Consider the following 23,927-nt stretch of genomic DNA (forward strand, 5'->3'; position numbering starts at 1 on the left):
GCCGGCGGGACATGTCCCGCCGGCCGCCGTCGTCCCCACCGGGCCGCCGGCCTACCGGTACAGCAGGTACTCCGCGCGCACCCGCCGGAACGCGGCGAGTTCGGTGCGCCAGGCCGCGACCACCGCGTCCGTGTCCGCTCCCGCGTCGATCATCGTGCGGACACGGTCGGAGCCGGTGAGGTTGTCGATCCAGTGGTCGGCCCGCCAAGTGAAGCCGCTCCAGACCTTCTTGGCGGTCACCAGCAGGCCGATGCCCGTACGCACCGGGTCGAACGCCGCCGGATCGTGCACGTGGAGCTGCACCCCGCCGACCGTCGTGCCGGCGAACTTCGAGAAGGTCGGCGCGAAGTACGCCTCCCTGAAGTGCACGCCGGGCAGGCCGAGTTGTTCCGCGGCGGCGGCCCAGCGGCCGTCCAGGCCCTCGGCGCCCAGCAGTTCGAAGGGGCGGGTGGTGCCGCGCCCCTCGGAGAGGTTGGTGCCCTCGAACAGACAGGTCCCGGAGTACACCGACGCGGTGTCCGGGGTGGGCATGTTGGGGCTCGGCGGCACCCACGGCAGCCCGAGGCCGGTGAAGAAGTCCGAGCGCCGCCAGCCGGACATGAGCACGGTGTCCAGCCGCACGGGCTTCGCCAGGTACTCCCCGTTGAACAGCCGGGCCAGTTCGGCGACCGTCATGCCGTGCGCCTGCGCGATCTCCCGGCGCCCCACGAACGTCGCGAACTCCGGGTGCATCACCGGCCCTTCGGCGGACCGCCCGGTCACCGGGTTCGGCCGGTCGAGCACCACGAACCGCAGCCCGGCGAGCGCGGCGGCCTCCATGCAGTCGTACAGGGTCCAGATGTACGTGTAGAAGCGGGCGCCCACGTCCTGGATGTCGAAGACGACCGTGTCCACGTCCGACGCGGTGAACACGTCGGCCAGGGCCCGGCCGCTCTTGCCGTAGGTGTCGTACACGGGCAGTCCGGTGGCGGGGTCGTCCTGCCGGCCCTCGGAACCGCCCGCCTGGGCGGTGCCCCGGAAACCGTGCTCCGGCCCGAACACGGCCGTCAGGTCCACCCGCGGGTCGGCGTGCATGACGTCGACGATGTGCCGCACGTCGCGGGTGACGCCCGTCGGGTTGGTGACGACGCCGACGCGCTCGCCGTCGAGGACCGCGTATCCGCCGGCGGCCAGTCGCTCGAACCCCGTCCGCACCCCGCCCGTCCGGTGCGCCGTCGCGGGGGCCGCGGCGGCGGGCACGGCCGTCGCGGCGACCGTGGCCGAGGCGGCGAGCAGGCCGCGCCGGGTGAGTGACCTGCGTCCGTCCGGCGTCATGCGGGAGCCTCCGTCATCGCAGTGAATGTCATGCTCACGCACGCTAGCGCCCGCGTCGGCCGGGCGGAACGACCGCCGCACCGGTGTCCGCGACGTGCAGCGCCCCGCCCCGCGGCACACCCGCGCGCCCCGGCCGCACGCATCCGCCTCCACCCTTCCCCCGGAACATACCGACCGGTTAGTCTGACGCCGCAGCAGAGCCGATTCGCGTCGCGTCGAAGGAGACCGATGGTGGGAGCCGTGCAGGATGCGGGAGTCGTCGTCACCGGCGGGGGCGGTGGCATCGGGGCCGCGCTGGCCCGCCGCTTCGCCGCCGAGGGTGCCAGAGTCGTCGTCAACGACCTCGACGCGGACCGCGCCCGCGCCGTGGCCGACGCGATCGGCGGCACCGCAGTCCCGGGCGACGCGTCGACGGTCGTCGAGGCTGCCCGCGACGCGCTGGGCGGCACCGTCGACGTCTACTGCGCCAACGCCGGTGTCGGCTCCGGCGGCTCCGAGGCCGCCCCGGAGGAGGTCTGGGAGCGGGCCTGGGACGTGAACGTGATGGCCCACGTCCGCGCCGCCCACCTGCTGCTGCCCGACTGGCTGGAGCGCGGCCGGGGCCGCTTCGTGTCCACCGTCTCCGCCGCCGGGCTGCTCACCATGATCGGCGCCGCCCCCTACAGCGTGACGAAGCACGGCGCGTACGCCTTCGCCGAGTGGCTGTCGCTCACCTACCGGCACCGCGGGATCAAGGTCCACGCCATCTGTCCGCAGGGCGTGCGCACCGACATGCTGACCGCCGCCGGCAGCGCGGGCGACCTGGTCCTCGCGCCGACCGCGGTCGAGCCGGAGGACGTCGCCGACGCCCTCTTCAAGGGCATCGAGGAGGACCGTTTCCTGGTTCTGCCGCACCCCGACGTCGCCGAGTACTACCGTGCCAGGTCCGCCGACCCGGACCGCTGGCTGACCGGCATGAACCACCTCCAGCAGAAGTGGGAGGCGACCCGATGACCACCCCGCGCTACGCCGACAAGCCCTGGCTCGGCCTGCTCTCCGAGGTGCAGCGCGCCCCGGTCGAGCCCCTGGACTCCCTGGTGCACGCCCTGCGCCGGTCCGCCGCCGAGCACCCGGAGCGCACCTTCCTCGCCTACTTCGACGGCCGCCTCGGGTACCGGGAGACCGACGCCCTGAGCGACTCCGTCGCCGCCCACCTCGCCGCCCGCGGTCTGGTGCCGGGCGACCGGGTGGCCGTGGTGCTCCAGAACTCCCCGCACTTCGTGCTCGCCGTCCTCGGCGCGTGGAAGGCCGGCGCCACCGTCGTGCCGGTCAACCCCATGTACAAGTCGGCCGAGGTGACCCACGTCCTGCGGGACGCCGAGGTGACCGCACTCGTCTGCACCGACCGCGCCTGGGAGGGGTTCCTGCGGGAGACCGCCGCGGACTCACCCGTACGGATCGTGCTGACCGCCTGCGAGCTGGACTTCCAGAGCCGCGACGACACACGCGTCCTCGCCTTCGAACGGCTGCCGCAGGCCCCCGACGCCGACGACCTCACCGCCGTGGCCCGCCGCGGCGACCCGGCGCCGGACGTGCCCGCGCCCGTGCCCGGCGACATCGCGCTGATCAGCTACACCTCCGGCACCAGCGGCACCCCCAAGGGCGCCACCAACACGCACGGCAACATCATGCACAACGCCGAGCGGCAGCGCACCGGGCTCGAACTCCCGGACCCGGCCGTCTACTTCGCGCTCGCGCCGCTGTTCCACATCACCGGCATGGTGTGCCAGCTCGGTGCCTGCCTGAACAGCGCGGGCACCCTCGTGCTCGCCTACCGCTTCGACGCGGGGGTCGTCCTCGACGCGTTCACCGAGCACCGGCCGCACTACACGGTGGGCCCCTCGACCGCGTTCATGGCGCTTGCCGCCCACCCCGCGGTCGGCCGGGAGCACTTCGCCTCCTTCCACAACATCTCCTCCGGCGGCGCCCCGCTGCCGCCCGCCCTGGTGGAGAAGTTCCGCGCCGCCTTCGGCCCCTACATCCGCAACGGCTACGGCCTGACCGAGTGCACGGCGCCCTGCGCCTCCGTGCCGCCCGCCCTCGAAGCCCCCGTCGACCCGGCCTCCGGCACCCTGGCCGTCGGCGTCCCCGGACCCGACTCCGTCGTGCGCGTCCTCGACGACTCGGGCGCCGAGGTGCCGTTCGGCGAACAGGGCGAGATCGTCGTGTCCGGACCGCAGGTGGTCCCCGGCTACTGGCGCCGCCCCGACGCCACCGCCGAGACCTTCCCCGGCGGCGAACTGCGCACCGGCGACATCGGGTTCATGGACCCCGAGGGCTGGCTGTACGTCGTCGACCGCAAGAAGGACATGATCAACGCGTCCGGCTTCAAGGTCTGGCCCCGCGAGGTGGAGGACGTCCTCTACACCCATCCGGCGGTGCGCGAGGCGGCCGTCGTCGGCGTGCCCGACGGCTACCGCGGCGAGACCGTCAAGGCGTACATCAGCCTGCGTCCCGGCGCCGAACCGGACCCGGACGAACTCGCCGCGTACTGCAAGGAGAGACTGGCCGCCTACAAGTACCCGCGCCAGGTGGAGATCCTGACCGAGCTGCCGAAGACGGCGACTGGCAAGATCCTCCGTCGGGAACTGCGTTCCCGCGCGTACGACGGCAAGTGACCGGCGACAACAGGTGACCGGCGACAGACGAGGAAGGCGGGTGGCGGCAGTGCCCCGCAGGACCGACCCGGACGGAACCCCCGTCCCCCAGCGGCTGCTGGCCGCCGCCACCCGGCTCTTCGCCGAACAGGGCTACGACCGCACCTCCGTGCAGGAGATCGTGGAGGCCGCCGGCGTCACCAAGGGCGCCCTGTACCACTACTTCGGCTCCAAGGACGACCTCCTGCACGAGGTGTACGCGCGCGTGCTGCGCGTCCAGCAGGAGCGGCTCGACGCCTTCGCCGACGCCGACGAACCGGTCGAGAAACGGCTGCGGGCGGCCGCCGCGGACGTCGTCGTCACGACCATCGACAACCTCGACGACGCGTCGATCTTCTTCCGCTCCATGCACCACCTCGGCCCGGAGAAGAACAGGCAGGTGCGCGCCGAGCGCCGCCGCTACCACGAGCGGTTCCGGGCCCTCGTGCAGGAGGGCCAGGACGCGGGCGTCTTCTCCAAGGAGACCCCCGCCGACCTCGTCGTCGACTACCACTTCGGCTCGGTGCACCACCTGTCGACCTGGTACCGGCCCGGCGGCCCCATGACCCCGCAGCAGGTCGCCGACCACCTCGCCGACCTGCTGCTGCGGGCACTGCGTCCCTGAGCCGGGGCGGCCGGGCGGTCCCGCGGACTCCGCGGTGGAAGACTGATCACGAGCAGCGTCCGCCCGCACGGAGGAGAGCCCCGGCATGTCCGTCGTCCACCGCACCACCCTGACGCCGACCAAGGTCGAACTGGTCACCGGCTGGCTCCCGTCCCGCCCCTGGTACGTCGCCGGAGCGGGCGCGCCCGAGCTCGCCAAGGCCGGGGGCTTCCGCCTGGACGACCCCGAGGGCGAGGTGGGCGTGGAGTTCCTCGTCGTCACCGACACCGGCGGCGGCGCGGCCGTCGCCTACCAGGTGCCGCTCACCTACCGGGCCGCCCCGCTCGACGGGGCCGAGGACGCCCTCGTCGGCACCACGGAGCACGGCGTGCTCGGCCGCCGCTGGGTGTACGACGGCGCCCACGACCCGGTGCTCACCGCGCAGTTGACCGCCCTGGTCGGCGGCGAGGTGAAGGCGCAGGCGCAGAGCGTCAGCGACACCCTCGACCACGACGTGGAGCGCGGGTACACGGGCGCGGGACTGCCCGCCGACCGTACGGCCACCACCGTCGCCGACCAGGAGGACGCGACCCTGGTGGGCCTCGCCGACGGCTCGGTGCTGCGCCTGCACCGCGTGCTGCGTCCGTTCGCCGACGGCGCCGACGCGGTCCCCGGGCCGGACGCCGCGGGCCACGTCTCGTCGGTGTGGCAGGCCGCGGACGGCACCCGGGTGCGCGGCCTGTTCGCGGTCCTGGAACCGGCCCCCGGAGCCTGACCCCGGTCCGCGCGGCTGCCGGGCCGCCCCGGCGGACGGGGCGGGCCGGCAACCGCGCCGACCGGTCGGCGGTGCGGCTCAGAGGTACTTCTTCAACTCCCGCCGCGCCAGCGACCTCTGGTGCACCTCGTCGGGCCCGTCGGCCAGCCGCAGGGTGCGCGCGGAGGCGTACAGCTCGGCCAGCGGGAAGTCCTGGCTCACCCCGCCCGCGCCGTGCAGCTGGATCGCCCGGTCGAGGATCTCGATGACCGTGCGGGGCGTGGCGATCTTGATGGCCTGGATCTCCGTGTGCGCGCCCCGGTTGCCGACCGTGTCCATCATCCAGGCCGTCTTCAGTACGAGCAGCCGCAGTTGCTCGACGGCGACCCGGGCGTCCGCGATCCAGTTCTGCACGACGCCCTGCTGGGCGAGCGGCTTGCCGAACGCGGTGCGGCCCACCGCGCGCTCGCACATCAGCTCGATGGCGCGCTCGGCCATGCCGATCAGCCGCATGCAGTGGTGGATGCGCCCGGGGCCCAGGCGTGCCTGCGCGATGGCGAAGCCGCCGCCCTCCTCGCCGACCAGGTTCGCCACCGGGACCCGCGCGTGGTCGAAGACGACCTCGGCGTGACCGCCGTGGGAGTGGTCCTCGTACCCGAAGACCTGCATCGCGCGGCTGACCGTGACGCCGGGGGTGTCGCGGGGGACCAGCACCATGGACTGCTGGCGGCGGATGTCGGCGCCGTCCGGGTCCGTCTTGCCCATCACGATGAAGATCTGGCAGTCCGGGTTCATCGCCCCGGAGATGTACCACTTGCGGCCGGTGATGACGTACTCGTCGCCGTCGCGCTCGATGTGCGTGGTGATGTTCGTGGCGTCCGAGGAGGCCACCTCGGGCTCGGTCATCGCGAACGCCGAGCGGATCTCGCCCGCCAGCAGCGGCTGGAGCCACTGCTTCTTCTGCGCCTCGTCGCCGAACTGCGCGAGCACCTCCATGTTCCCGGTGTCCGGCGCCGCGCAGTTGGTGGCCGTGGGCGCCAAGTGCGGTGACCGGCCGGTGATTTCGGCGAGCGGCGCGTACTGGAGGTTGGTGAGGCCGGCGCCGTGCTCGGCGTCCGGCAGGAAGAGGTTCCACAGGCCCTGCCGGCGCGCCTCGGCCTTCAACTCGTGGACCACTGCGGGGGTGTCCCACGGTGAGGCGAGCGCGTAGCGCTGCTCGTGCGCGACCGGCTCGGCCGGGTACACGAACTCGTCCATGAACGCGAGCAGTTGGGCCCGCAGTTCCTCGGTGCGTGCGTCGAACGCGAAGTCCATGACGGATCAGCCTTCCTGAAGGGTGGTCAGGCCGTGCTCGATGAAGACGGGGACCAGTTCGCCGATGCGGTCGAAGCCCTGCCCGACCGTCTGGCCCAGCGTGTAGCGGTAGTGGATGCCCTCCAGGATCACGGCGAGCTTGAACCAGGCGAACGCCGTGTACCAGGACACCCCGGACACCTCGCGCCCCGACCCGGCGGCGTACCGCTCGACCAGTTCGGCGGGCGTGGGGTGGCCGGGCGCCGAGGCCGTCGTGGAGATGGGGGCGTCGGGCACCTCCAGCGGGGTGCCGTACATCACCAGCAGGCCCAGGTCGGTGAGCGGGTCGCCCAGGGTCGACATCTCCCAGTCGAGGATGGCCGTGATGGAGTCGTCCTCGCCGATCAGGACGTTGTCCAGGCGGTAGTCGCCGTGCACGACCGACGGGGCGGGGGAGCGGGGGAGCTTGCGGCCGAGTGTGGCGTGCAGCTCGTCGATCCCCGCCAGCTCGCGATTGCGGGAGGCGTCCAACTGCTTCCCCCAGCGCCGCAGTTGGCGGTCGAGGAAGCCGTCGGGGTGACCGAAGTCCGCCAGGCCCACCGCGGCCGGGTCCACCCCGTGCAGTTCGACCAGGGTGTCCACCAGGGACAGGGCGACCGCGCGGGTGCGCCCGGGGCCGAGCGGGACGAGCTGGCCGGAGGTGCGGTACGGCGTCCCGTCCACGAACTCCATGACGTAGAAGGGTGCTCCGAGCACGTCCTCGTCCTCGCACAGCAGCACGGGCGCGGGCACCGGCACGGTCGTCGGGTGCAGGGCGCTGATCACCCGGTGCTCGCGGCGCATGTCGTGCGCGGTGGCCAGCACGTGCCCGAGCGGCGGACGCCTGACCACCCAGCGGGACGTGCCGTCCGTGACCGCGTAGGTGAGGTTGGACCGTCCGCCCTCGATCAGCCGGCCCGACAGCGGGCCGCGCGCCAGACCCGGGCGCTCGCGGTCCAGCAGGCCGCGCAGCCGGTCGAGATCGAGTCCGGGCGGATGGTCGGGGCTCATCTATTGCTCCTACGGACGGATGCACAGGACCCGACACATGATGCCGACCAGTCGGTATGTCGTCCAGAGGCGGGGCCCGAAGTGATCGGGGCCACGCCGCCCCGCCCCGCCCGCGAGTGCCCGTCCGCCCGCGCGCCCGCGGGTCAGTGGTCGTCCCAGTGCCCCTCGTGCGCGGCGTGCCGGTGGCCGTCGTGCAGGTAGTCGGTGTGGTCGCCGTGCCGTACCGCGCGGTGCCCGCAGCCCTCGCCGTGCCGGTGGGCGTGCTCCCCGTGGGCCGTGTGGCCGCCGGGCTCGCACTCGTCCCAGTGGCCGCCGTGCTCGCGGTGCAGGTGGCCGTCGTGGGCGTAGTCGGTGTGGTCGCCGTGCGGGACGGCGTCGTGGCCGCAGTCCGGGCCGTGGGCGTGGGGGTGCGCGGCGTGTTCCTGGTGTTGGGCGGTCATGGCGGCTCACTCGCTTCCGTGCGCGGGGGTGCCGGTGTCTGTCGCCCGGCGGTGCCGGGACCGGCGTCGCACACACTCCCACGCGGACGCCGCGAATCGGGGCATACCGGGCTGTGTCGTCCCTCCCGCGGCACGGCCCCCGCCCCGCCCCCGTACCGCCCCTCAGAACACCAGCACCGCCGCGCACACGGCCAGCGCGACGGTGCCCAGCGCCGACGCGACGACGAACCGCGGGTCCGGGCCCGGCTCCGGCGCCTCCAGGGCCCGCATCCGCAGGTGGGCGACGACCAGGAAAGCCAGCCACAGGGTGCAGCACAGTGCGCACGAGACGATCCCCGAGGCCGAGCCGGAGTGCAGGGCGGTCTTGCCGGCGAGCACGGCCGCGACGGTCGCCGACAGCGTCGTGCGCCGCCACGCGAGCCGGGTGCGTTCGGGCTGGAGCCCCGGGTCGCGCTCCGGCGCCGCCGCCGTGCTCATCCGTCCCGTCCGGTCAGCACGACCACCAGCATCGCCAGCGCGACGACGGCGACGACCATGCTCAGCAGCGCCGGGAAGCGGGACGTCGGCAGGTCCTCGCCCCGGCGCATGGCCCGCTCGCAGCGCACCCAGTGGTTGACGGCGCGCAGCGAGCACAGCACCCCGGCGGCGATCAGCGCGAGCGCGAGCCCGACCCGCCACCCCCACGGCAGGTCCGGCAGGAACTGGTCCACGGCGAAGCCGCCGCCGATCAGCGCGAGCGCGGTGCGCAGCCAGGCGAGGAAGGTGCGCTCGTTGGCCAGCGAGAACCGGTAGTCGGGCGTGCCGCCCTCCTCGCGGACCCGCGCGGGGGCGAACCAGAGGCGGACGTTGCGTGCGATCTCGATCACGTGCAGGACCCTATAGGGCCGCTGAGCTGCGGCAGGACGGGGACGGGAGCGCGGCGGACGCGCCGCCGGGACGCGTGGTCACCCCGTCGCCCGGAACGCCTTGAGCCGCTCGTACGCGTCCAGGCCGTCCGGCACCCACTCCCAGTCGTCGAGGCGCGCCTCCACCTCGGCCTCGGGCAGGAAGTCGTGCCAGGCGACCTCCTCGGCCTGCGGGTCGACGGGCAGTTCGCAGCGCACCTCGTACACCGCGGACCACCAGCTCCGGCCGTCGCCGTCGTCGTACAGGAACTTGAACAGGAACTCCGGGCGGGGCAGCCCGCTCACGCCGAGTTCCTCCTCGGCCTCCCGCAGCGCCGCGTCGTCGTACGACTCGCCCGCGCCGACCACACCGCCGACGAACATGTCGTACAGGGAGGGGAAGACCAGCTTGGTCGAGGTGCGGCGGTGCACGAACAGGCGGCCCGCGGCGTCCCGCGCCCGGATGAACACGCAGCGGTGGCGCAGGCCCTGCGCGTACACCTCGCCGCGGGCGCGTCGGCCGACGACGTTGTCCTGCTCGTCGACGATGTCGAGGATCTCGTCTTCGGGGCTCATGGGCCCATCCAAGCAAAAGCCGTCCCGGGACGGCGCGCGGGCGTGCGGGGACGGCGTGCGGGGCGTGCGGGGACGGCGCGCGGTGGGGCGGGGCCGCCCGGGGCCTCAGCGGGGCTGGAGGTTCCGGGCGGGCTCAGGGTCGGACGAGCCGCTCGGCATGGCGGGATGCATCCCGAGCAGCACGATGCCGGCCACGATCGCCGCGAGTCCGCTCGCCTGCCAGGCCAGCGCGCCGGTGTCCGTGTGCAGCCGGTCGCCGAGGAACCCGACCCCGCACAGGATGCCGGCCAGCGGCTGGGCGGCGGTGAGGGCCGGCAGCGACATGCGCAGCGGGGCCGTCTCGAAGGCGCTCTGCACCAGGACCAGGCCGGTGACGCCGAGGGCGAGCACGCCGTACGGCTGCCAGCCGGTGACCAGTTCGGTCCAGCCGCCCTCGGAGAAGCGCTCGCTGCTCACCCGGGTCAGGGCGTCCTGCACCCCGTAGAGCAGCCCGGCCGCGAGGGCCAGCAGGACGGGACCCCAGCTCAGCCGGGACCGTTTCGCGAACGTCGTCAGCAGCAGGGCGAGGCCCACCATCACGCCGATGATCACCCAGTGGCGCACCGGGTCGGTGACGGCGGTGCCGCCGCGCGGCTGGCCCGCCAGGATGAACATCGACACCCCGCCGGCCAGCAGGACGAGTCCCGCCCAGCCCTGGCGGCCCAGTGGCTGCCGGGTCTGGTGCCGGGAGAGGGCGAGCGCGAACAGCAGGTTCGTGGCGAGCAGCGGTTCGACCAGGGAGATCTCGCCCTGGGCCAGCGCGACCGCGCCGAGCGCCATGCCGGCCACCATCAGCGCGGTACCGCCGAGCCAGCGGCGCTCCCGCATCAGGTCGAGCAGCAGCCGCGGCGACAGGAAGTCGCTCAGCGGTGCCTGCTGGGCCACGTTCTGCTGGAGCACGAACCCGAAGCCCAGGCAGCAGGCCGCGCTCACCGCCAGAACCAGAACCAGAACGGACACGCTGCGTACCTCGATCGTCTCTGCCGGGCCACGGGGTGCGTAGTGGCTGACTGTAGCGCTCCAGTGACAGACCTGCCCTTGCAAGTACCCGGGAGCGTTTGAATGACGCGTTCACAGGCCCGACCGGTCGGTGGGGCGGCTGCACGCCGGACGTCCCACTGTCCGGTGCCCGCGCCTCCGGCGCCATGGCCTGCGCCACAGCCCCGGCGGCCGGGGCGCGCACCGGCATACGGGAGCACGCCGCGCCATACCGGACAAATGGGGCACAACTGCCCCGTGCGTCTGCCTGATTGACGTACGGAGCAGGCCCATGGTTCCCGCCCCCGCGCACCGGCGGCCCGCCGCGCGACGTGCGCAAGGTCACTCGCCCACTCGGGCGGCGGGCGTCGGCCGGGTGAGAAGCCGCCGTGAATCGGGACCGGAACCTCGGAGGCATGGCCGCAGGGGGGCCGGTAGTGCTCGAATGGGTGGGTGAAACCCGAACAGTCCGGCCCCGGAGGGCCCGGCCCCGCCTCCGAGCGGCCCGCCTCCGAACGGCCCGGCCCCGAGCCGCCCGGTTCCGAGGAGCGCGGGACGCCGGTCGGCCGCCGCGTGTTCCTCGGCACCCTGGGCCTGGGCGCCCTCGGCGTCGTCGCCGCCCCCGCGCTCCAGCGCGGCATGGAGTCCTTCCTGGCCGGCGCCGCCGACAAGGACCCCACCGGCCTGACCGGCCTGCTCCCGAACGGCGGCGGCTTCCGCTACTACTCGGTCACCTCGTCCGTGCCGCACAAGGACGCCGGCGACTACCGCCTCACCGTCGACGGCCTCGTGGACCGGCCCGGGAAGTACACCCTCGCCGACCTGCGCGGCATGCCGCAGACGCGGATGGTGCGCGACGTCCAGTGCGTCACCGGCTGGCGCGTCCCGGGCACCCCCTTCGAGGGGGTGCGGCTGTCCCGGCTGCTGGACGCGGCGGGGGTCCGCGCGAAGGCCGGTGCCGTGCGCTTCACCTGCTTCGACGGCGCATACAGCGAGAGCCTCACCCTCGCCCAGGCCCGCCGCCCGGACGTCATGGTCGCCCTGCGCATGCAGGACAAGGACATCGGCCACGCGCACGGCGGCCCGGCCCGCCTGTACGTCGCGCCCATGTACTTCTACAAGTCCGCCAAGTGGCTCTCGGGCATCACGGTGACCGAGGACGTCCGTCCCGGTTACTGGGAGGAACGCGGCTACGACGTCGACGCCTGGGTCGGCCGGTCGAACGGACGTGACGATGCCCCCACCACCTGACACCGCCGTACCCGTCGTGCCCGGTACGCGCGTACGCCGCTTCACCACCGCCTCGCGCTGGGCGCACCGCTCGGTCGCGTTCCTGATGGGCGTGTGCGTGGTCACGGCCGCCTGCCTGTACCTCCCGCAGCTCGCCGAGCTCGTCGGCCGCCGCGAGCTGGTGGTCCGCGTCCACGAATGGGCCGGGCTGCTGCTGCCGGTGCCGGTCCTGGTGAGCCTCGTCTCCCGCGCGTTCCGCGCCGACCTGGGGTTCCTCAACCGGTTCGGCCCGCACGACCGCGTCTGGCTGCGCGCCGCGCTGCGCCGCGACAAGAGGCGCGCCGCCCGCCCGGCGGGGAAGTTCAACGCGGGACAGAAGCTCTACGCCGCGTGGATCGCCGGAGCCACCCTGGTGATGCTCGGCACCGGGCTGCTGATGTGGTTCACCCACCTCACCCCGCTGATGTGGCGCACCAGCGCGACCTTCGTCCACGACTGGCTCGCGCTGACCGTGGGGGTCGTGCTCGCCGGGCACATCTACATGGCGGTGAACGACCCGGAGGCCCGGCGCGGACTGCGCACCGGCTCGGTGGACCGGGAGTGGGCGGACCGCGAACACCCGCTCTGGCGGCCCTGAACGGCCGCCGGCCGGTACGCGCGTGGGCCCGCCCCCGGGCCGGGGGCGGGCCCACGCGCGTACCGGCCGGCGACGAGGACCGGGGAGAGCGCTACAACAGCAGCGACAGCACGAGCACCAGACCGCCGGCCATCACGGAGATGATCGTCTCCATCACCGACCACGTCTTCAGCGTCTGCCCGACGCTGAGCCCGAAGTACTCCTTGACCAGCCAGAAACCGGCGTCGTTCACGTGGCTGAAGAACAGCGAGCCCGCGCCGATCGCCAGCACCAGCAGCGCGGTGTGGGCGGTCGACATGTCGGCCGCGAGCGGTGCCACCAGGCCGGCCGCGGACACGGTCGCCACGGTGGCCGAACCGGTCGCGAGACGGATGGCCACCGCGATCAGCCAGGCGAGCAGGACGGCGGGTATGGACCAGTCCTTGGAGATGTCCAGGACCATCTCGCCGACACCGCAGTCGATGAGCGTCTGCTTGAAGCCGCCGCCTGCGCCGACGATCAGCAGGATGCCCGCGATGGGCATGAGCCCCTTCTCGACGGTCTGCGTGATCCGGTCCCGGGTGAATCCGGCGGGCCGCCCCATCGTGAACATGGCGACGAGCACGGCCGCGAGCAGCGCGATCAGCGGTGAGCCGACCACGTCGAAGACCCGCTGCACGGTGTTCCCGGCGTCGTCCACGACGATGTCGACCAGCGCCTTGACCAGCATCAGGGCGACCGGCAGCAGCATCGTGAACAGGGTGGCGCCGAAGCCGGGGCGCCGCTCCAGGTCGTCGGAGACGCGCTGCGGCAGCATGCGGTCCGGCGCCGGCACGTCGACCCAGCGGGCGGCGACCTTGGAGAACAGCGGCCCGGCGACGATCACGGTGGGGATCGCCACCAGCACACCGAGCGCCAGCGTCACGCCGAGGTCGGCGTGGAGCGCGTCGATCGCGACGAGGGGGCCGGGGTGCGGCGGGATCAGCCCGTGCATCACCGACAGGCCCGCCAGCGCGGGGATGCCGATGCGCATCAGCGAGAAGTTGCCGCGCTTGGCGACCATCAGCACCACCGGGATCAGCAGCACGATGCCGACCTCGAAGAAGAGCGGGAGGCCGATCACGGAGGCGATCAGCACCATCGCCCAGGGCATGGTCCGGCCGCTCGCCTTCGCGAGGATCGTGTCGACGATCTGGTCGGCGCCGCCGGAGTCGGCGAGCAGCTTGCCGAGGATCGCGCCCAGCGCGATCAGGACGCCGACGCCCGCGACGGTGTCGCCGAGCCCGGCGGTGAAACTGGTGATCACCTTGTCCAGCGGCGCCCCGGCGACGGCTCCGAGAGCCAGCGAACCGAGGGTCAGGGCGAGGAAGGCGTGCAGTTTGAACTTCGTGATGAGCAGGACGATGACGGCGATGCCCACGAGAACGGCGATGCCCAACTGGGCGTGGCCGGCCGACGTGATCGGATCGACGGTGTCCGCTGCCAGCATCTCGGCGTTGAGTCTGGTCACGGGGTTCTTCCCTTGTCGTCGTGGGGGACTGGGGGCTGGGCCGCGCCCCGGGCCGCCTGCGCGGCCGTCCGGAGCACGGACACGCCCGGCGGCCCGGCCGTGCCGCGGCCGGGTGCCGGACGGTTCGGGTCAGGCGGGCGCTGCGGGCGGTGCGGCCGGTGCGTCGAGTCCGGCGAGGGCGTCCGCGGCACGCCCGGTGATCTCGTCGGGGCTGCCCGCGACGTCCACGTCGACCCCCGCCTCGTCCGCCGCGAGCGGCTGGAGCGTGGCGAACTGCGAGTCGAGCAGGGCGGCCGGCATGAAGTGCCCCTGCCGGTGGGTCATCCGGTCCTCGATGAGGCTCCGGTCGCCGGTGAGGTGCACGAAGACGAGGCCGGGGGCGGCGGCGCGCAGCCGGTCGCGGTAGGACCGCTTCAGCGCGGAGCAGCTCACCACTCCGCCGAGCCCCTCGCGGCCGTGGGCCCACGAGCCGATGGCGTCCAGCCAGGGCGCGCGGTCCTCGTCCGTGAGAGGGGTGCCGGCGGTCATCTTGGCGATGTTGGCCGGCGGGTGGAAGTCGTCGGCCTCGGCGTACGGGACGCCCAGCCGGGTCGCGAGCAGGGGACCGATCGTGGTCTTCCCCGTGCCCGCGACACCCATGACCACGACGACGTGGGGGGTGCGCACTTGGTCCATCGAGCTCTCGCTGTCTTCGTCGACACGTGTGATGCCGTGGCCACTGAAACCTATTTGGTAGGACAAATTCAAGAGGGCTTCATCAATAAGTCTGACTTTTGAGTTGTGTGATGTGCCACGTACGCTGAGTGCATGAGCACACCGGGCCGGGGGCTGCACGGCCGAGTTCTCGACTCCCTCGGCCCCGCCATCACCGCGGGCGGGTACCCGCCGGGAAGCGTTCTGCGCACCGACGAACTGGCCCAGAGTCTCGACGTCTCGCGCTCCGTGATGCGCGAGGCGGTACGTGTCCTCGAATCCATGCACCTCGTGGCGTCCCGCCGCCGGGTGGGCGTGACCGTGCTGCCCGAGTCGGAGTGGAACGTCTACGACCCGCAGGTCATCCGCTGGCGCCTGGCCGGCGCGGACCGCACCCGGCAGCTGCGCTCACTGACCGTGCTCCGCTCGGCCGTCGAACCCGTGGCGGCCGGCCTCGCCGCGCGGCACGCCACGGCCGCCCAGTGCGCCCGGCTCACCGAGTGCGCCCTGGGCATGGTGGCCAACTCGCGCGGCCACCGCCTCGACCAGTACCTGCTGCACGACGTCGCCTTCCACCGCGTGATCCTCGACGCGTCGGGCAACGAGATGTTCGCGCGCCTCGGCGACGTCGTCGCGGAGGTCCTGACCGGGCGCACCCAGCACGAGGTCATGTTCGAGGACCCCGACCCGGCCGCCGTCACCCTGCACGTACGGGTCGCCGACGCCGTGCGCGAGGGCGACGCGGCGGCGGCCGAACGCCTGACCCGGGAGATCACGGTGGGCGCCCTCCAGGAACTCGACGTCCTCGCCCCGTAAGGCAGTTGGGGCCGCGCTGCCGCCCCGCCGCCCGGCCGCTAGTCCTGCGGGAACTCCCCGTCGACGTACACCCACGCGCCGTCGACCCGCTCGAACAGGCTCCGCTCGGTCAGTGAACCGCCCCGGTAGGAGGCCCGGAAGGTCACCGTGCCGGTGTTGTGGAAGGCGCTGCCGCCGGTCGTGCCGAACACCTCCAGTCCCGTCCAGCGCATGGTCCCGTCGAGGTCGAGCCGCTCGGGCCGGGTCCGCGGGTGCCAGGTGCGCAGCAGATGACGGGCGTCCTCGCGGACGAAGGCCGTGTACCGCGAGCGCATCAGCGCCTCGGCGGTCGGCGCGGTCGCGGCCCCGGAGAGGTAGCGGCCGCAGCACTTCTCGTACGGCTCGGGCAGTCCGCAGGGGCAGGAACGCGTGGTCATGCCTGCCATTGTGCCCGGCCGCCGGGGGCCGCCGGTTCACCACCGCACACGAACGAGGGCCGCGACCTCGCGGTCGCGGCCCTCGCCGTACTTCCTGGTGTCCGAGGGGGGACTTGAACCCCCACGCCCGATAAAGGGCACTAGCACCTCAAGCTAGCGCGTCTGCCATTCCGCCACCCGGACAAGGTGTCTGTCGTGCGGGCGTTCGGCCCGCGGCGACGGAGGAAACATTACCAGGCTTTCGGGGGCCGCCGATCACACCCCGTCCCCGCGTGAACGGTGTGTGACGGGCCAGGTCCGCCTTGGGTCCCGGGCGGGTGGAGGGGGAGGATGGGAGGACCAGCGAGGACCACCAGCAGCAGTGCCACCGGGAGGAACCAGCGTGAGCGAGACGGACACGACCACGGGCGTCACCGGCCAGGACGAGGTCGTGGACCTCTGCCGCGACCTGATCAGGATCGACACCAGCAACTACGGCGACCACTCCGGCCCCGGCGAGCGCAAGGCCGCCGAGTACGTCGCCGAGAAGCTCGCCGAGGTGGGCCTCGAACCCCGGATCATCGAGTCCCACCAGGGCCGCGCCTCGACCGTGGCCCGCATCGAGGGCGAGGACCCGTCCCGGCCCGCGCTCCTCATCCACGGTCACACCGACGTCGTGCCGGCCAACGCCGCCGACTGGACCCACGACCCGTTCTCCGGCGAGATCGCGGACGGGTGCGTGTGGGGGCGCGGCGCCGTCGACATGAAGGACATGGACGCGATGACGCTGGCCGTCGTCCGCGACCGGCTGCGCAGCGGCCGCAAGCCCCCGCGCGACATCGTGCTCGCCTTCCTCGCCGACGAGGAGGCCGGCGGCACGTACGGCGCGAAGTACCTGACGCAGAAGCACCCCGACCTCTTCGAGGGCGTCACCGAGGCGATCGGCGAGGTCGGCGGGTTCTCCTTCACCGTCAACGAGAACCTGCGGCTCTATCTGGTGGAGACGGCGGAGAAGGGCATGCACTGGATGCGGCTCACCGTCGACGGCACGGCCGGCCACGGCTCGATGACCAACACCGACAACGCCATCACCGAACTGTGCGAGGCCGTCGGACGGCTCGGCCGGCACAAGTGGCCCGTCCGCGTCACCAAGACCGTACGGTCCTTCCTCGACGAACTCTCCGACGCGCTCGGCACCGAGCTGGACCCGGAGAACATGGACGAGACGCTCGCCAAGCTCGGCGGCATCGCCAAGATGATCGGCGCCACCCTGCGCAACTCGGCGGCGCCCACCATGCTCGGCGCCGGCTACAAGGTGAACGTCATCCCCGGCCAGGCCACCGCGCACGTCGACGGCCGCTTCCTGCCCGGCTTCGAGGACGAGTTCCACGCCGACCTGGACCGCATCCTCGGCCCGCGCGTCAGGCGCGAGGACGTGCACGGCGACAAGGCGCTGGAGACCGACTTCGACGGCGGCCTCGTGGACGCCATGCAGAGCGCCCTGCGCGCCGAGGACCCGATCGCGCGCGCGGTGCCGTACATGCTCTCCGGCGGCACCGACGCCAAGTCCTTCGACGACCTCGGCATCCGCTGCTTCGGCTTCGCGCCGCTTCAGCTGCCGCCCGAGCTGGACTTCGCGGGCATGTTCCACGGTGTGGACGAGCGGGTGCCGGTGGACGGTCTCAAGTTCGGCGTACGCGTGCTCGACCGGTTCATCGACGCGTCCTGAGTCCCGCCCCCGGGGCGCCCGTTGAGGTTCGTAAGGCCCGATTGCCCTGCGGGTATGGGCACTTCGGGTCCTCGGACGTCAACATTCGTCAGCGCGTGCGGAGTTGACTGAGAAGAGTGAATGCGACGATAAGCTCGTAGCTCCATTACTCCCTCCTCGTTACAGGTGATGCGATCCGCTGCTTGGGGGTCGCGTTACCTACCAGGAGGAAAAATAATGATCAAGAAGGTCGTCGCTGCCGCCGCCGTCACGGGTGGTCTGGTCATGGCCGGCGCGGGTCTCGCCGTCGCCGACTCCGGTGCGCAGGGTGCCGCCGTGCACTCCCCGGGTGTCGTGTCCGGCAATGTCATCCAGGTTCCCGTGCACGTGCCGGTGAACGTCTGCGGCAACACGGTCTCCGTGATCGGCCTGCTGAACCCCGCCTTCGGTAACACCTGCGTCAACCACTGACGTCGGGCCCGGCCCGTTGAGGGTCTGACTCCGCGCGGTGCGCGGGGTCCGTGGACCCCGCGGTCGTCGCGGGGATCCGAACCCGTCGGCCCCGGAGCGCGAGCCATGCGCTCCGGGGCCGACCGGTCTTTGCGCGCATCCTTACCCGTCAGCGGCGCGGATGTGCCCTCCGGAACGTTCGAAAAGATGGTCGAAGGCAGGGATTCAGCAATGCGACAGGTCACCCGCAAGGGCCTGATGACCGTGGCGGCCGCCACCGGCGTGATCGCCGCGACGGGCGGCATCGCCCACGCCGACTCGGGAGCGGCCGGCGCCGCCGCCGGATCGCCCGGCGTGCTGTCCGGCAACACCGTGCAGGTCCCGGCGCACGTGCCGGTCAACGTCTGCGGCAACACCGTGAACGTCGTCGGGCTCCTCAACCCGGCGACCGGCAACACCTGCGTCAACGACGGCGCCGCCCACGGAGGCGATGGCGGCGGCAAGGGCGGCACGTCCGGCGGCCACGGCGGGTCCTCGGGCCACGGCGGGTCTTCCGGCCACGGAGGGTCTTCCGGCCACGGCGGCTCGGGCGGACAGGGCGGGTCCGGCGGCCACGGCGGGTCCGGTGGCTACGGGGACTCGGGCGGCTCGGGCTCGCACGGCGGGTCGGGCGGCAGTGGTTCGCACGGCGGTTCGGGCGGGCACTCGGGGTCCGGTGGCTCCGGCGGGCACTCCGGTCCGGGCGGACACGACGGTTCCGGCTCCCACGGCGGTTCCGGTTCGCACGGCGGCAGCGGCGGCAGCGGCGGGCACTCCGGGTCCGGCGGGCACGGCGGCTCGGGCGGGCACGGCGGTGGCGCGCACACCGGGGGGCACACCGGCGGATCGCCCGGCGTCGGCTCCGGCAACCACGTCGAGATCCCGATCGACGTCCCGGTGAACGTCTGCGGCAACAGCATCGACGTCATCGGCATCGGCAACCTCGTCACCGGCGAGGACTGCGACAACACCGGCGGACACCACCACACGGTCACGCCGCCCCGCGACCACGGGACCCCGCCGAGGACCGGCCACGGCAACCCCGGCGAGCGCAGCCAGGCGGCGCCGCCCAGCCGGTCGTCCACGCCCGGCGGGTCCGGTGACGTGACCCCCGTCGCCCAGCCGGTCGCCCGGTCCGCGGGCACGAACGCCCCGGCGGCGCAGCTCGCGGAGACCGGCAGCGACCTGCCGATGGGTGCCGTGCTGCCGGTCGGCGCGGGCGCCCTGCTCGCGGGCGCGGTGCTCTACCGCAAGGCGCGCGCCGCGGCGTAGGGCGGGCGACGCGCGGGGAGCGGGGCCGCGGGCGCGAGCACCGCGGGCTCCCGCGCGGCGCACGGAACGGAGCGGGCCCGGCCATGGCGGGCCCGCTTCCCGTACCGGCCGGTTCACCAGGTCGCGCGTACCTGGCGGATGATCCGCCGGCGCAACCGCACCCTGCGGCTGCCGTCGCGCATCAGGCTCAGGCGGTCCAACTCCCAGTGTCCGTACTCGGCATGGTCGGTCAGCAGTCGTGTGGCGTCCTTGCGGGAAACCCCGCGTGGCACGTACACGTCGACAAATTCGTATTCCGGCATCGCATCTATTGTGCGGGCTGGGGCTCGGTACGGATAGCGTCTGCACTATGTCTGATGCTGTGCAGCCCACCGCTGCCGAGGTACGCGTGGCCGCCGAGGCGGTCAAGACCGCGCTGGATCGCCACCTGGCCGCGGTCGAAAGCCGGTCGGGGGAGGACGACCCGGCCGTCCACCAGGCGTTCAGCCGTCTCGCGGCGGCGGCCGAGGCGTACGACGAGCTGCTCTACGACCGCTACGACGAGGTCACGCCGTTCGAGATCTACGGCACCGAGGACGCGCTGCCGCCCTATGCCGGGCCGGAGGAACCGAGCGCGCTCAGCGTCCTCATCCGGCGCGACTACGTCGTGGTCGAGCCGCAGCGGCTGCTGGCACAGGCACGCCGGGTCGAGGAGGCCGACGGCGACGACACCGGCGGCGAGGGCTCCGGGACCGTGCACGCGGCGCTGGGCACCCTGTTCGGGGAGTTCGAGGCCGACGAGATCGCCTCCCGGCACAAGGAGTTCGGCCTGGAGGAGGGTGACTCGACTCTCTGGGTGACGGCCGCGGACGAGCCGGCCGACCCCGGTGAGTGGCTGGAGGCGCCCTTCGAGCAGGCCGACCCGGAGCGGGTGGTGTGCCGGTTCGACGTCAGCGCGGTGTTCGACGACGAGATCGACTTCGACGACGACAGCGACCCCGACGACGACCTCGCGGACGTGCTCGACCCGGACGTCGACCCCGACCTGGTCCCGGAGCTGCACCCGGACGACGACGCCGAGGACCTCGTCGACCTCGACGACGTCGAGGACGAGGACGACGAGGCGGACGCCGGGCCCGGTCCCCGCGGAACGCGGGGCTGAGCGCCCCGCCCGCCTCGCGACGCACCCACGGCGGCGGTCCCGGAGAGAAGGTCTCCGGGACCGCCGCCGCTGTCGTCGGGGCGGTTCGCGGGCTCAGCCGGCGGGGGCCGCCGCCGGGACCTGCGGGCGCAGCAGCACCGGCAGCCGGGTCGTGCGGGGCTGCGCCGGGACCTCCGCGACCGCGCGCGGCAGCGCCTGCTCGACGCCGTGCACCACGGACAGGTGGCGGGCCGCGCGGCCGAACGCCGTGTAGACCCACGGGCGGCTCAGCGACTGCGCGGCGTCCCCGGGGAGCACCACGACGGCCGCGGGCCACCGGCCGCCCATCGCCTGGTGCGCGGTCAGTGCCCATCCGTGCCGCACGGTCTGTTCGACGCGCTGCCGGGGGACGACGACCGGTTCACCGGCGCACGTCAGGTGCAGCCCCTCGTCGTCCGCCCCGACGACCTCCCCCGGCAGGGTGCGGCCCGGGACGGGGGAGTACGCGACCCGGTCGCCGGGGTCGAAGCCGCCGAACCGGCCCGGCCCGGGGTTGAGCCGCTCCTTGAGCGCGGTGTTGAGCACGCGGGTGCCGACGGCGCCGCCGTGCCCGGGGGTGATCACGACCGTCTGCTCGGCGGGCACGCCGATCGCCCGGGGCACCGAGTCCGCGACGAGCTGCACGGTGCGGTGCACCGCCTCGCCCGCGTCCCGCACCGGGACGATCACGACCTCCTTGCCGGGGGCCGCCACCTGGTTGAGCTCGCCGATCCCGATGCCGGAGACCAGCTCGCCGATCGGGCCCTCGTCCGGCACCCGGGACGCCACCCGCGGGCACACCCGGGCGGCGAGCAGGTCGGCGAACACCCGCCCGGGACCCACCGACCACAGGACCGCGGGGTCCCCGGCCAGCACCAGCCGGGCGCCGTCCGGCAGCGACTCGGCGAGCAGGGCCGCCGTCTCGACGTCGAGCTGGGGCGCGTCGGCGACCACGAGGAGGTCGAGGTCGAGCGCGCCGTCCGCGTCCCGCCCGGGGCCCTCCGCGCCGGACAGCAGCCCGGCCACGGTCGTGGGCCCCGGCTGCCCGGACACGGACCCGTCCGCCGGAGCGGGCCGGCCGAGCGGGCTGTGGACCGCGCTCCAGGCCCGCAGGCCCAGTTCGCGGGCGGCGGCCAGCAGGGCGGCGGTGTCGGCGAGGGAGGCGTGCCCGCCCGTGTGCAGGACGAGTCCGTGGCCGGCGACCGCGCGGATCAGCTCGGCGGCGGAACCCCTGGTCGCCGCCGCGGCCCGTTCCCAGTCGTCCGCCGAGCCGGGACCGTCCTTCGGCACCGAGGTCACCAGCCGGGCCAGGCCGTCGGCGAGGCTCTCCTCGGCGAGCGCGTACCGCTCCAGGCCGAGCAGGACCCGGACCGGCCGCTGCGCCTCCTCCGCGCCCTCCTCGTCGTCGCCGGAGACGCCGGAGCCGTCGTCGGCGGCGTCCGCCCGGGGGGCGGCAGCGGGGCCGCCGGCGGGGGAGTCGTCCTCCAGCGGGTCCTCGAAGAGCAGCGCCTCGCCCTCGGCCACCGCGTCCTGGAGGGCCGCCTCCGGGTCGGGAACGCCACGCCTGCCCAGCGCCTCCGCGAGCGTGGACGCCTCCAGCGCGGTGTGCCCGGCGAGGGCGGCCTGTTCGAGCAGCCACACGGTGAGGGACCGGCCGCGCCGTTCGTCGTCCGGCCCGCACTCGGCGCCCAGCAGGGCGCGCGCGAAGCCGTCGGCCTGCTCCGGCCTGACCCCCGTGATCCGCAGCAACTGCCACGGGTCCGCCCGCAGCACCTCGTCCGCGCCCTCGCCGAGCACCGACGCGGCCTGCGCCGCGAGCGTCTCGGGCGCGCCCGCGCGTGCCAGGGTCTGCCGTACGGACTCCACGGCGTGCTCGGCCGGTGCGGGCGCCGCGGGGGCGGCGGCGGGCGCCGGCTGCCGCGGCCGGTCGGCGGGGGCCTCGGCGGGGCGGGCCTGCGCCGGTTCGGGCACGAAGACCGCGCGGGGCGGCTTGTCCCCGCTCTCCACGGCGCGCACGGCGGCCAGCAGGTCGGCGGCCCGGCCGCTCAGCTTGGTGCCGGCGTCGATGGGCGCCTGCTTGGCGGCCTTGCGGCGCTCGATGCGTTCACGCTCGACGCGCTGCGCCGCCAGCTCGGCCTCCGCCTCCGACTTGCGCCGTGCCTCGTCGGTGTCGGTATCGGCGTCCGCGGTGCCCGGGGCGTCGGTGTCCGTGCCGCCCGCGGCGTCGGACGAACCCGCGTCGGCGCCTTCCGCGCCCGCACCTTCCGCGTCCTCGGGTTCCGTGTCCGGCGCGCCCACGCCGCTCGCGCCCTCGGCGGCTTCCGAGGCTTCCGTGCCGCTGGTGGCGTCCGGCGCGCCGGACGGCGTCCCGTCCGTCCCGGAGTCCGTCCCCGGCTCGGCTTCCTCCGTGGTTTCCGGCTCCGTGCTCACAGCGTGCTCCAGTGGTGATCGGGATAGCGGTGCACGGGCACCGACACGTCGTCGAGTGCCCGGCAGATCTCATCGGGAAGACTAAGGGTCTCCACCGACAGTGCCGCCGTGAGCTGCTGCGCGTTGCGCGCGCCCACGATCGGCGCCGTCACGCCCGGCCGGTCGCGCACCCAGGCGAGGGCGACCTGGAGCGGGGTCACGGCGAGCCCGTCGGCGGCCGTCGTGACGGCGTCCACGATGCGTCCGGCGGTGTCGTCCAGGTACGGCGCGACGAACGGCGCCATGTGGTCCGAGGCGCCCCGCGAGTCCGGCGGCAGGCCCTTGCGGTACTTGCCGGTGAGGACGCCGCGGCCGAGCGGCGAGGAGGGCAGCAGCCCCACGCCCAGGTCCAGCGCGGCCGGCAGCACCTCTCGCTCGATGCCGCGCTGGAGCAGGGAGTACTCCATCTGCGTACTGGCCAGGCGGGTGCGCACACCGGGCGCTGCGAGCTGCCAGGTCGCCGCCTTGGCGAGCTGCCAGCCGCAGAAGTTGGACACGCCCGCGTACCGCGCCCGGCCGCTGCTGACGGCGAGGTCGAGCGCCTGGAGGGTCTCCTCCAGCGGTGTCGCGGTGTCGTACGCGTGCACGTGCCACAGGTCGACGTAGTCGGTGCCGAGGCGGGCCAGCGAGTCGTCCAGGGCGGCCAGCAGGTGGCCGCGCGAGCCGTCGAAGCGGCGGTCGGGGTCCGGGACGCTGCCCGCCTTGGTCGAGACGATCAGGTCCCGGCGCGGCACGAGCTGTTCCATCAGTTGTCCGAGCAGGTATTCGGACTCGCCGTCGCCGTACACGTCCGCCGTGTCGACGAGCGTCCCGCCCGCCTCCCAGAACGCCTTCAGCATGGCCGCCGCGTCGTGCTCGTCCGTGTCCCGGCCCCAGGTCAGGGTGCCGAGCCCGATCCGGGACACACGCAGGCCGGTCCGGCCGAGATGCCTCTGCTCCATGGACGCCGAGATTACTGGCCAG

25 protein-coding genes and 1 tRNA gene are annotated in these 23,927 nt (G+C 73.6%); 11 read left to right on the forward strand and 15 right to left on the reverse strand.

The window, feature by feature from the left end; translation table 11 throughout:
* Positions 1-51 precede the first annotated feature (51 nt).
* Positions 52-1,314 (reverse strand): exo-beta-N-acetylmuramidase NamZ domain-containing protein, encoded by a 1,263-nt coding sequence (locus tag ACFZA0_RS18945; protein ID WP_391017894.1) that lies wholly within the window; start codon positions 1,312-1,314, stop codon positions 52-54.
* A 228-nt stretch (positions 1,315-1,542) separates the two neighbouring features.
* Between ACFZA0_RS18945 and ACFZA0_RS18950 the strand changes: the two genes are divergently transcribed.
* From ACFZA0_RS18950 to ACFZA0_RS18965, 4 genes are all read left to right on the forward strand, one after another.
* A complete protein-coding gene (locus tag ACFZA0_RS18950; RefSeq protein WP_391017897.1) occupies positions 1,543-2,307 on the forward strand; it encodes an SDR family NAD(P)-dependent oxidoreductase in 765 nt (254 codons plus the stop codon).
* A complete protein-coding gene (locus ACFZA0_RS18955) occupies positions 2,304-3,971 on the forward strand; it encodes an AMP-binding protein (protein ID WP_391017899.1) in 1,668 nt (555 codons plus the stop codon). The genes ACFZA0_RS18950 and ACFZA0_RS18955 overlap by 4 nt, the downstream gene beginning before the upstream one ends.
* Positions 3,972-4,020: 49 nt before the next feature.
* Positions 4,021-4,614, forward strand: a complete 594-nt coding sequence (locus ACFZA0_RS18960) for a TetR family transcriptional regulator (RefSeq protein ID WP_391018675.1) — start codon at positions 4,021-4,023, stop codon at positions 4,612-4,614.
* 85 nt (positions 4,615-4,699) lie between these two features.
* Positions 4,700-5,368, forward strand: coding sequence for a 1,4-alpha-glucan branching protein (locus ACFZA0_RS18965; protein WP_391017902.1), 669 nt, complete (start codon positions 4,700-4,702; stop codon positions 5,366-5,368).
* 78 nt (positions 5,369-5,446) lie between these two features.
* Here the strand turns inward: ACFZA0_RS18965 and ACFZA0_RS18970 are convergent, their stop codons facing one another.
* The 7 genes from ACFZA0_RS18970 to ACFZA0_RS19000 all read right to left on the reverse strand — a co-directional run bounded on the left by ACFZA0_RS18970 (position 5,447) and on the right by ACFZA0_RS19000 (position 10,589).
* Positions 5,447-6,661 carry an acyl-CoA dehydrogenase family protein gene (locus ACFZA0_RS18970; protein WP_391017904.1) on the reverse strand — a complete coding sequence of 405 codons (1,215 nt, stop codon included), beginning with the start codon at positions 6,659-6,661 and terminating at the stop codon, positions 5,447-5,449.
* A gap of 6 nt (positions 6,662-6,667) precedes the next feature.
* Positions 6,668-7,690, reverse strand: coding sequence for a phosphotransferase (locus tag ACFZA0_RS18975; protein WP_391017907.1), 1,023 nt, complete (start codon positions 7,688-7,690; stop codon positions 6,668-6,670).
* Between the two features lie 143 nt (positions 7,691-7,833).
* Positions 7,834-8,130, reverse strand: coding sequence for a hypothetical protein (locus tag ACFZA0_RS18980; RefSeq protein ID WP_391017910.1), 297 nt, complete (start codon positions 8,128-8,130; stop codon positions 7,834-7,836).
* Positions 8,131-8,292: 162 nt separating this feature from the next.
* Positions 8,293-8,607, reverse strand: a complete 315-nt coding sequence (locus ACFZA0_RS18985; protein WP_391017912.1) for a DUF202 domain-containing protein — start codon at positions 8,605-8,607, stop codon at positions 8,293-8,295.
* Positions 8,604-8,996 (reverse strand): DUF202 domain-containing protein, encoded by a 393-nt coding sequence (locus ACFZA0_RS18990; RefSeq protein WP_391017915.1) that lies wholly within the window; start codon positions 8,994-8,996, stop codon positions 8,604-8,606. Before ACFZA0_RS18990 ends, ACFZA0_RS18985 begins: the two co-directional genes overlap by 4 nt.
* Before the next feature lie 78 nt (positions 8,997-9,074).
* Complete coding sequence (locus ACFZA0_RS18995) at positions 9,075-9,590, reverse strand: NUDIX domain-containing protein (RefSeq protein WP_391017918.1); 516 nt, start codon at positions 9,588-9,590, stop codon at positions 9,075-9,077.
* 105 nt (positions 9,591-9,695) lie between these two features.
* Positions 9,696-10,589: a DMT family transporter gene (locus ACFZA0_RS19000; RefSeq protein WP_391017920.1), complete on the reverse strand. Its 894-nt coding sequence runs from the start codon at positions 10,587-10,589 to the stop codon at positions 9,696-9,698.
* A 591-nt stretch (positions 10,590-11,180) separates the two neighbouring features.
* On the opposite strand from ACFZA0_RS19000, the gene ACFZA0_RS19005 reads away from it, so the two are divergent.
* Together ACFZA0_RS19005 and ACFZA0_RS19010 are read left to right on the forward strand one after the other, a co-directional pair.
* On the forward strand, positions 11,181-11,858 hold the full coding sequence (locus tag ACFZA0_RS19005; protein ID WP_391018677.1) for a molybdopterin-dependent oxidoreductase: 678 nt from the start codon (positions 11,181-11,183) through the stop codon (positions 11,856-11,858).
* Entirely contained in the window at positions 11,842-12,474 is a 633-nt protein-coding gene (locus ACFZA0_RS19010; protein WP_391017923.1) for a cytochrome b/b6 domain-containing protein, read from the forward strand. Before ACFZA0_RS19005 ends, ACFZA0_RS19010 begins: the two co-directional genes overlap by 17 nt.
* Positions 12,475-12,565: 91 nt before the next feature.
* Here the strand turns inward: ACFZA0_RS19010 and ACFZA0_RS19015 are convergent, their stop codons facing one another.
* Together ACFZA0_RS19015 and ACFZA0_RS19020 are read right to left on the reverse strand one after the other, a co-directional pair.
* Positions 12,566-13,963: a gluconate:H+ symporter gene (locus tag ACFZA0_RS19015; RefSeq protein ID WP_391017926.1), complete on the reverse strand. Its 1,398-nt coding sequence runs from the start codon at positions 13,961-13,963 to the stop codon at positions 12,566-12,568.
* A gap of 129 nt (positions 13,964-14,092) precedes the next feature.
* Positions 14,093-14,638, reverse strand: a complete 546-nt coding sequence (locus tag ACFZA0_RS19020) for a gluconokinase, GntK/IdnK-type (protein ID WP_391017928.1) — start codon at positions 14,636-14,638, stop codon at positions 14,093-14,095.
* 132 nt (positions 14,639-14,770) lie between these two features.
* On the opposite strand from ACFZA0_RS19020, the gene ACFZA0_RS19025 reads away from it, so the two are divergent.
* The gene (locus ACFZA0_RS19025) at positions 14,771-15,472 is read left to right on the forward strand and encodes an FCD domain-containing protein (RefSeq protein WP_391017930.1); all 702 of its coding nucleotides are present in this window, start codon (positions 14,771-14,773) and stop codon (positions 15,470-15,472) included.
* 38 nt (positions 15,473-15,510) lie between these two features.
* Here ACFZA0_RS19025 and ACFZA0_RS19030 read toward each other — a convergent pair whose 3' ends face one another.
* Positions 15,511-15,888: a YchJ family metal-binding protein gene (locus tag ACFZA0_RS19030; protein WP_391017932.1), complete on the reverse strand. Its 378-nt coding sequence runs from the start codon at positions 15,886-15,888 to the stop codon at positions 15,511-15,513.
* A 95-nt stretch (positions 15,889-15,983) separates the two neighbouring features.
* A tRNA-Leu gene (locus tag ACFZA0_RS19035) sits at positions 15,984-16,071 on the reverse strand.
* Positions 16,072-16,270: 199 nt separating this feature from the next.
* Here ACFZA0_RS19035 and ACFZA0_RS19040 point away from each other — a divergent pair.
* From ACFZA0_RS19040 to ACFZA0_RS19050, 3 genes are all read left to right on the forward strand, one after another.
* Positions 16,271-17,596: a M20/M25/M40 family metallo-hydrolase gene (locus ACFZA0_RS19040; protein WP_391017934.1), complete on the forward strand. Its 1,326-nt coding sequence runs from the start codon at positions 16,271-16,273 to the stop codon at positions 17,594-17,596.
* Between the two features lie 216 nt (positions 17,597-17,812).
* Positions 17,813-18,046, forward strand: a complete 234-nt coding sequence (chpH, locus tag ACFZA0_RS19045; protein ID WP_391017937.1) for a chaplin ChpH — start codon at positions 17,813-17,815, stop codon at positions 18,044-18,046.
* 210 nt (positions 18,047-18,256) lie between these two features.
* A complete protein-coding gene (locus ACFZA0_RS19050) occupies positions 18,257-19,336 on the forward strand; it encodes a chaplin family protein (RefSeq protein WP_391017940.1) in 1,080 nt (359 codons plus the stop codon).
* Positions 19,337-19,449: 113 nt separating this feature from the next.
* On the opposite strand, the gene ACFZA0_RS19055 is transcribed toward ACFZA0_RS19050, so the two are convergent.
* A complete protein-coding gene (locus ACFZA0_RS19055; protein WP_007380901.1) occupies positions 19,450-19,638 on the reverse strand; it encodes a DUF5703 family protein in 189 nt (62 codons plus the stop codon).
* A 47-nt stretch (positions 19,639-19,685) separates the two neighbouring features.
* Between ACFZA0_RS19055 and ACFZA0_RS19060 the strand changes: the two genes are divergently transcribed.
* Entirely contained in the window at positions 19,686-20,477 is a 792-nt protein-coding gene (locus ACFZA0_RS19060) for a hypothetical protein (protein ID WP_391017943.1), read from the forward strand.
* Positions 20,478-20,570: 93 nt separating this feature from the next.
* On the opposite strand, the gene ACFZA0_RS19065 is transcribed toward ACFZA0_RS19060, so the two are convergent.
* Together ACFZA0_RS19065 and ACFZA0_RS19070 are read right to left on the reverse strand one after the other, a co-directional pair.
* Positions 20,571-22,925 (reverse strand): helix-hairpin-helix domain-containing protein, encoded by a 2,355-nt coding sequence (locus ACFZA0_RS19065; RefSeq protein WP_391017946.1) that lies wholly within the window; start codon positions 22,923-22,925, stop codon positions 20,571-20,573.
* Positions 22,922-23,905 carry an aldo/keto reductase gene (locus tag ACFZA0_RS19070; RefSeq protein WP_391017949.1) on the reverse strand — a complete coding sequence of 328 codons (984 nt, stop codon included), beginning with the start codon at positions 23,903-23,905 and terminating at the stop codon, positions 22,922-22,924. Before ACFZA0_RS19070 ends, ACFZA0_RS19065 begins: the two co-directional genes overlap by 4 nt.
* Between the last annotated feature and the right edge of the window lie 22 nt (positions 23,906-23,927).

Origin of the sequence: Streptomyces sp. NPDC008150 (genome assembly GCF_042956945.1) — a bacterium.
Lineage (GTDB): Bacteria > Actinomycetota > Actinomycetes > Streptomycetales > Streptomycetaceae > Streptomyces.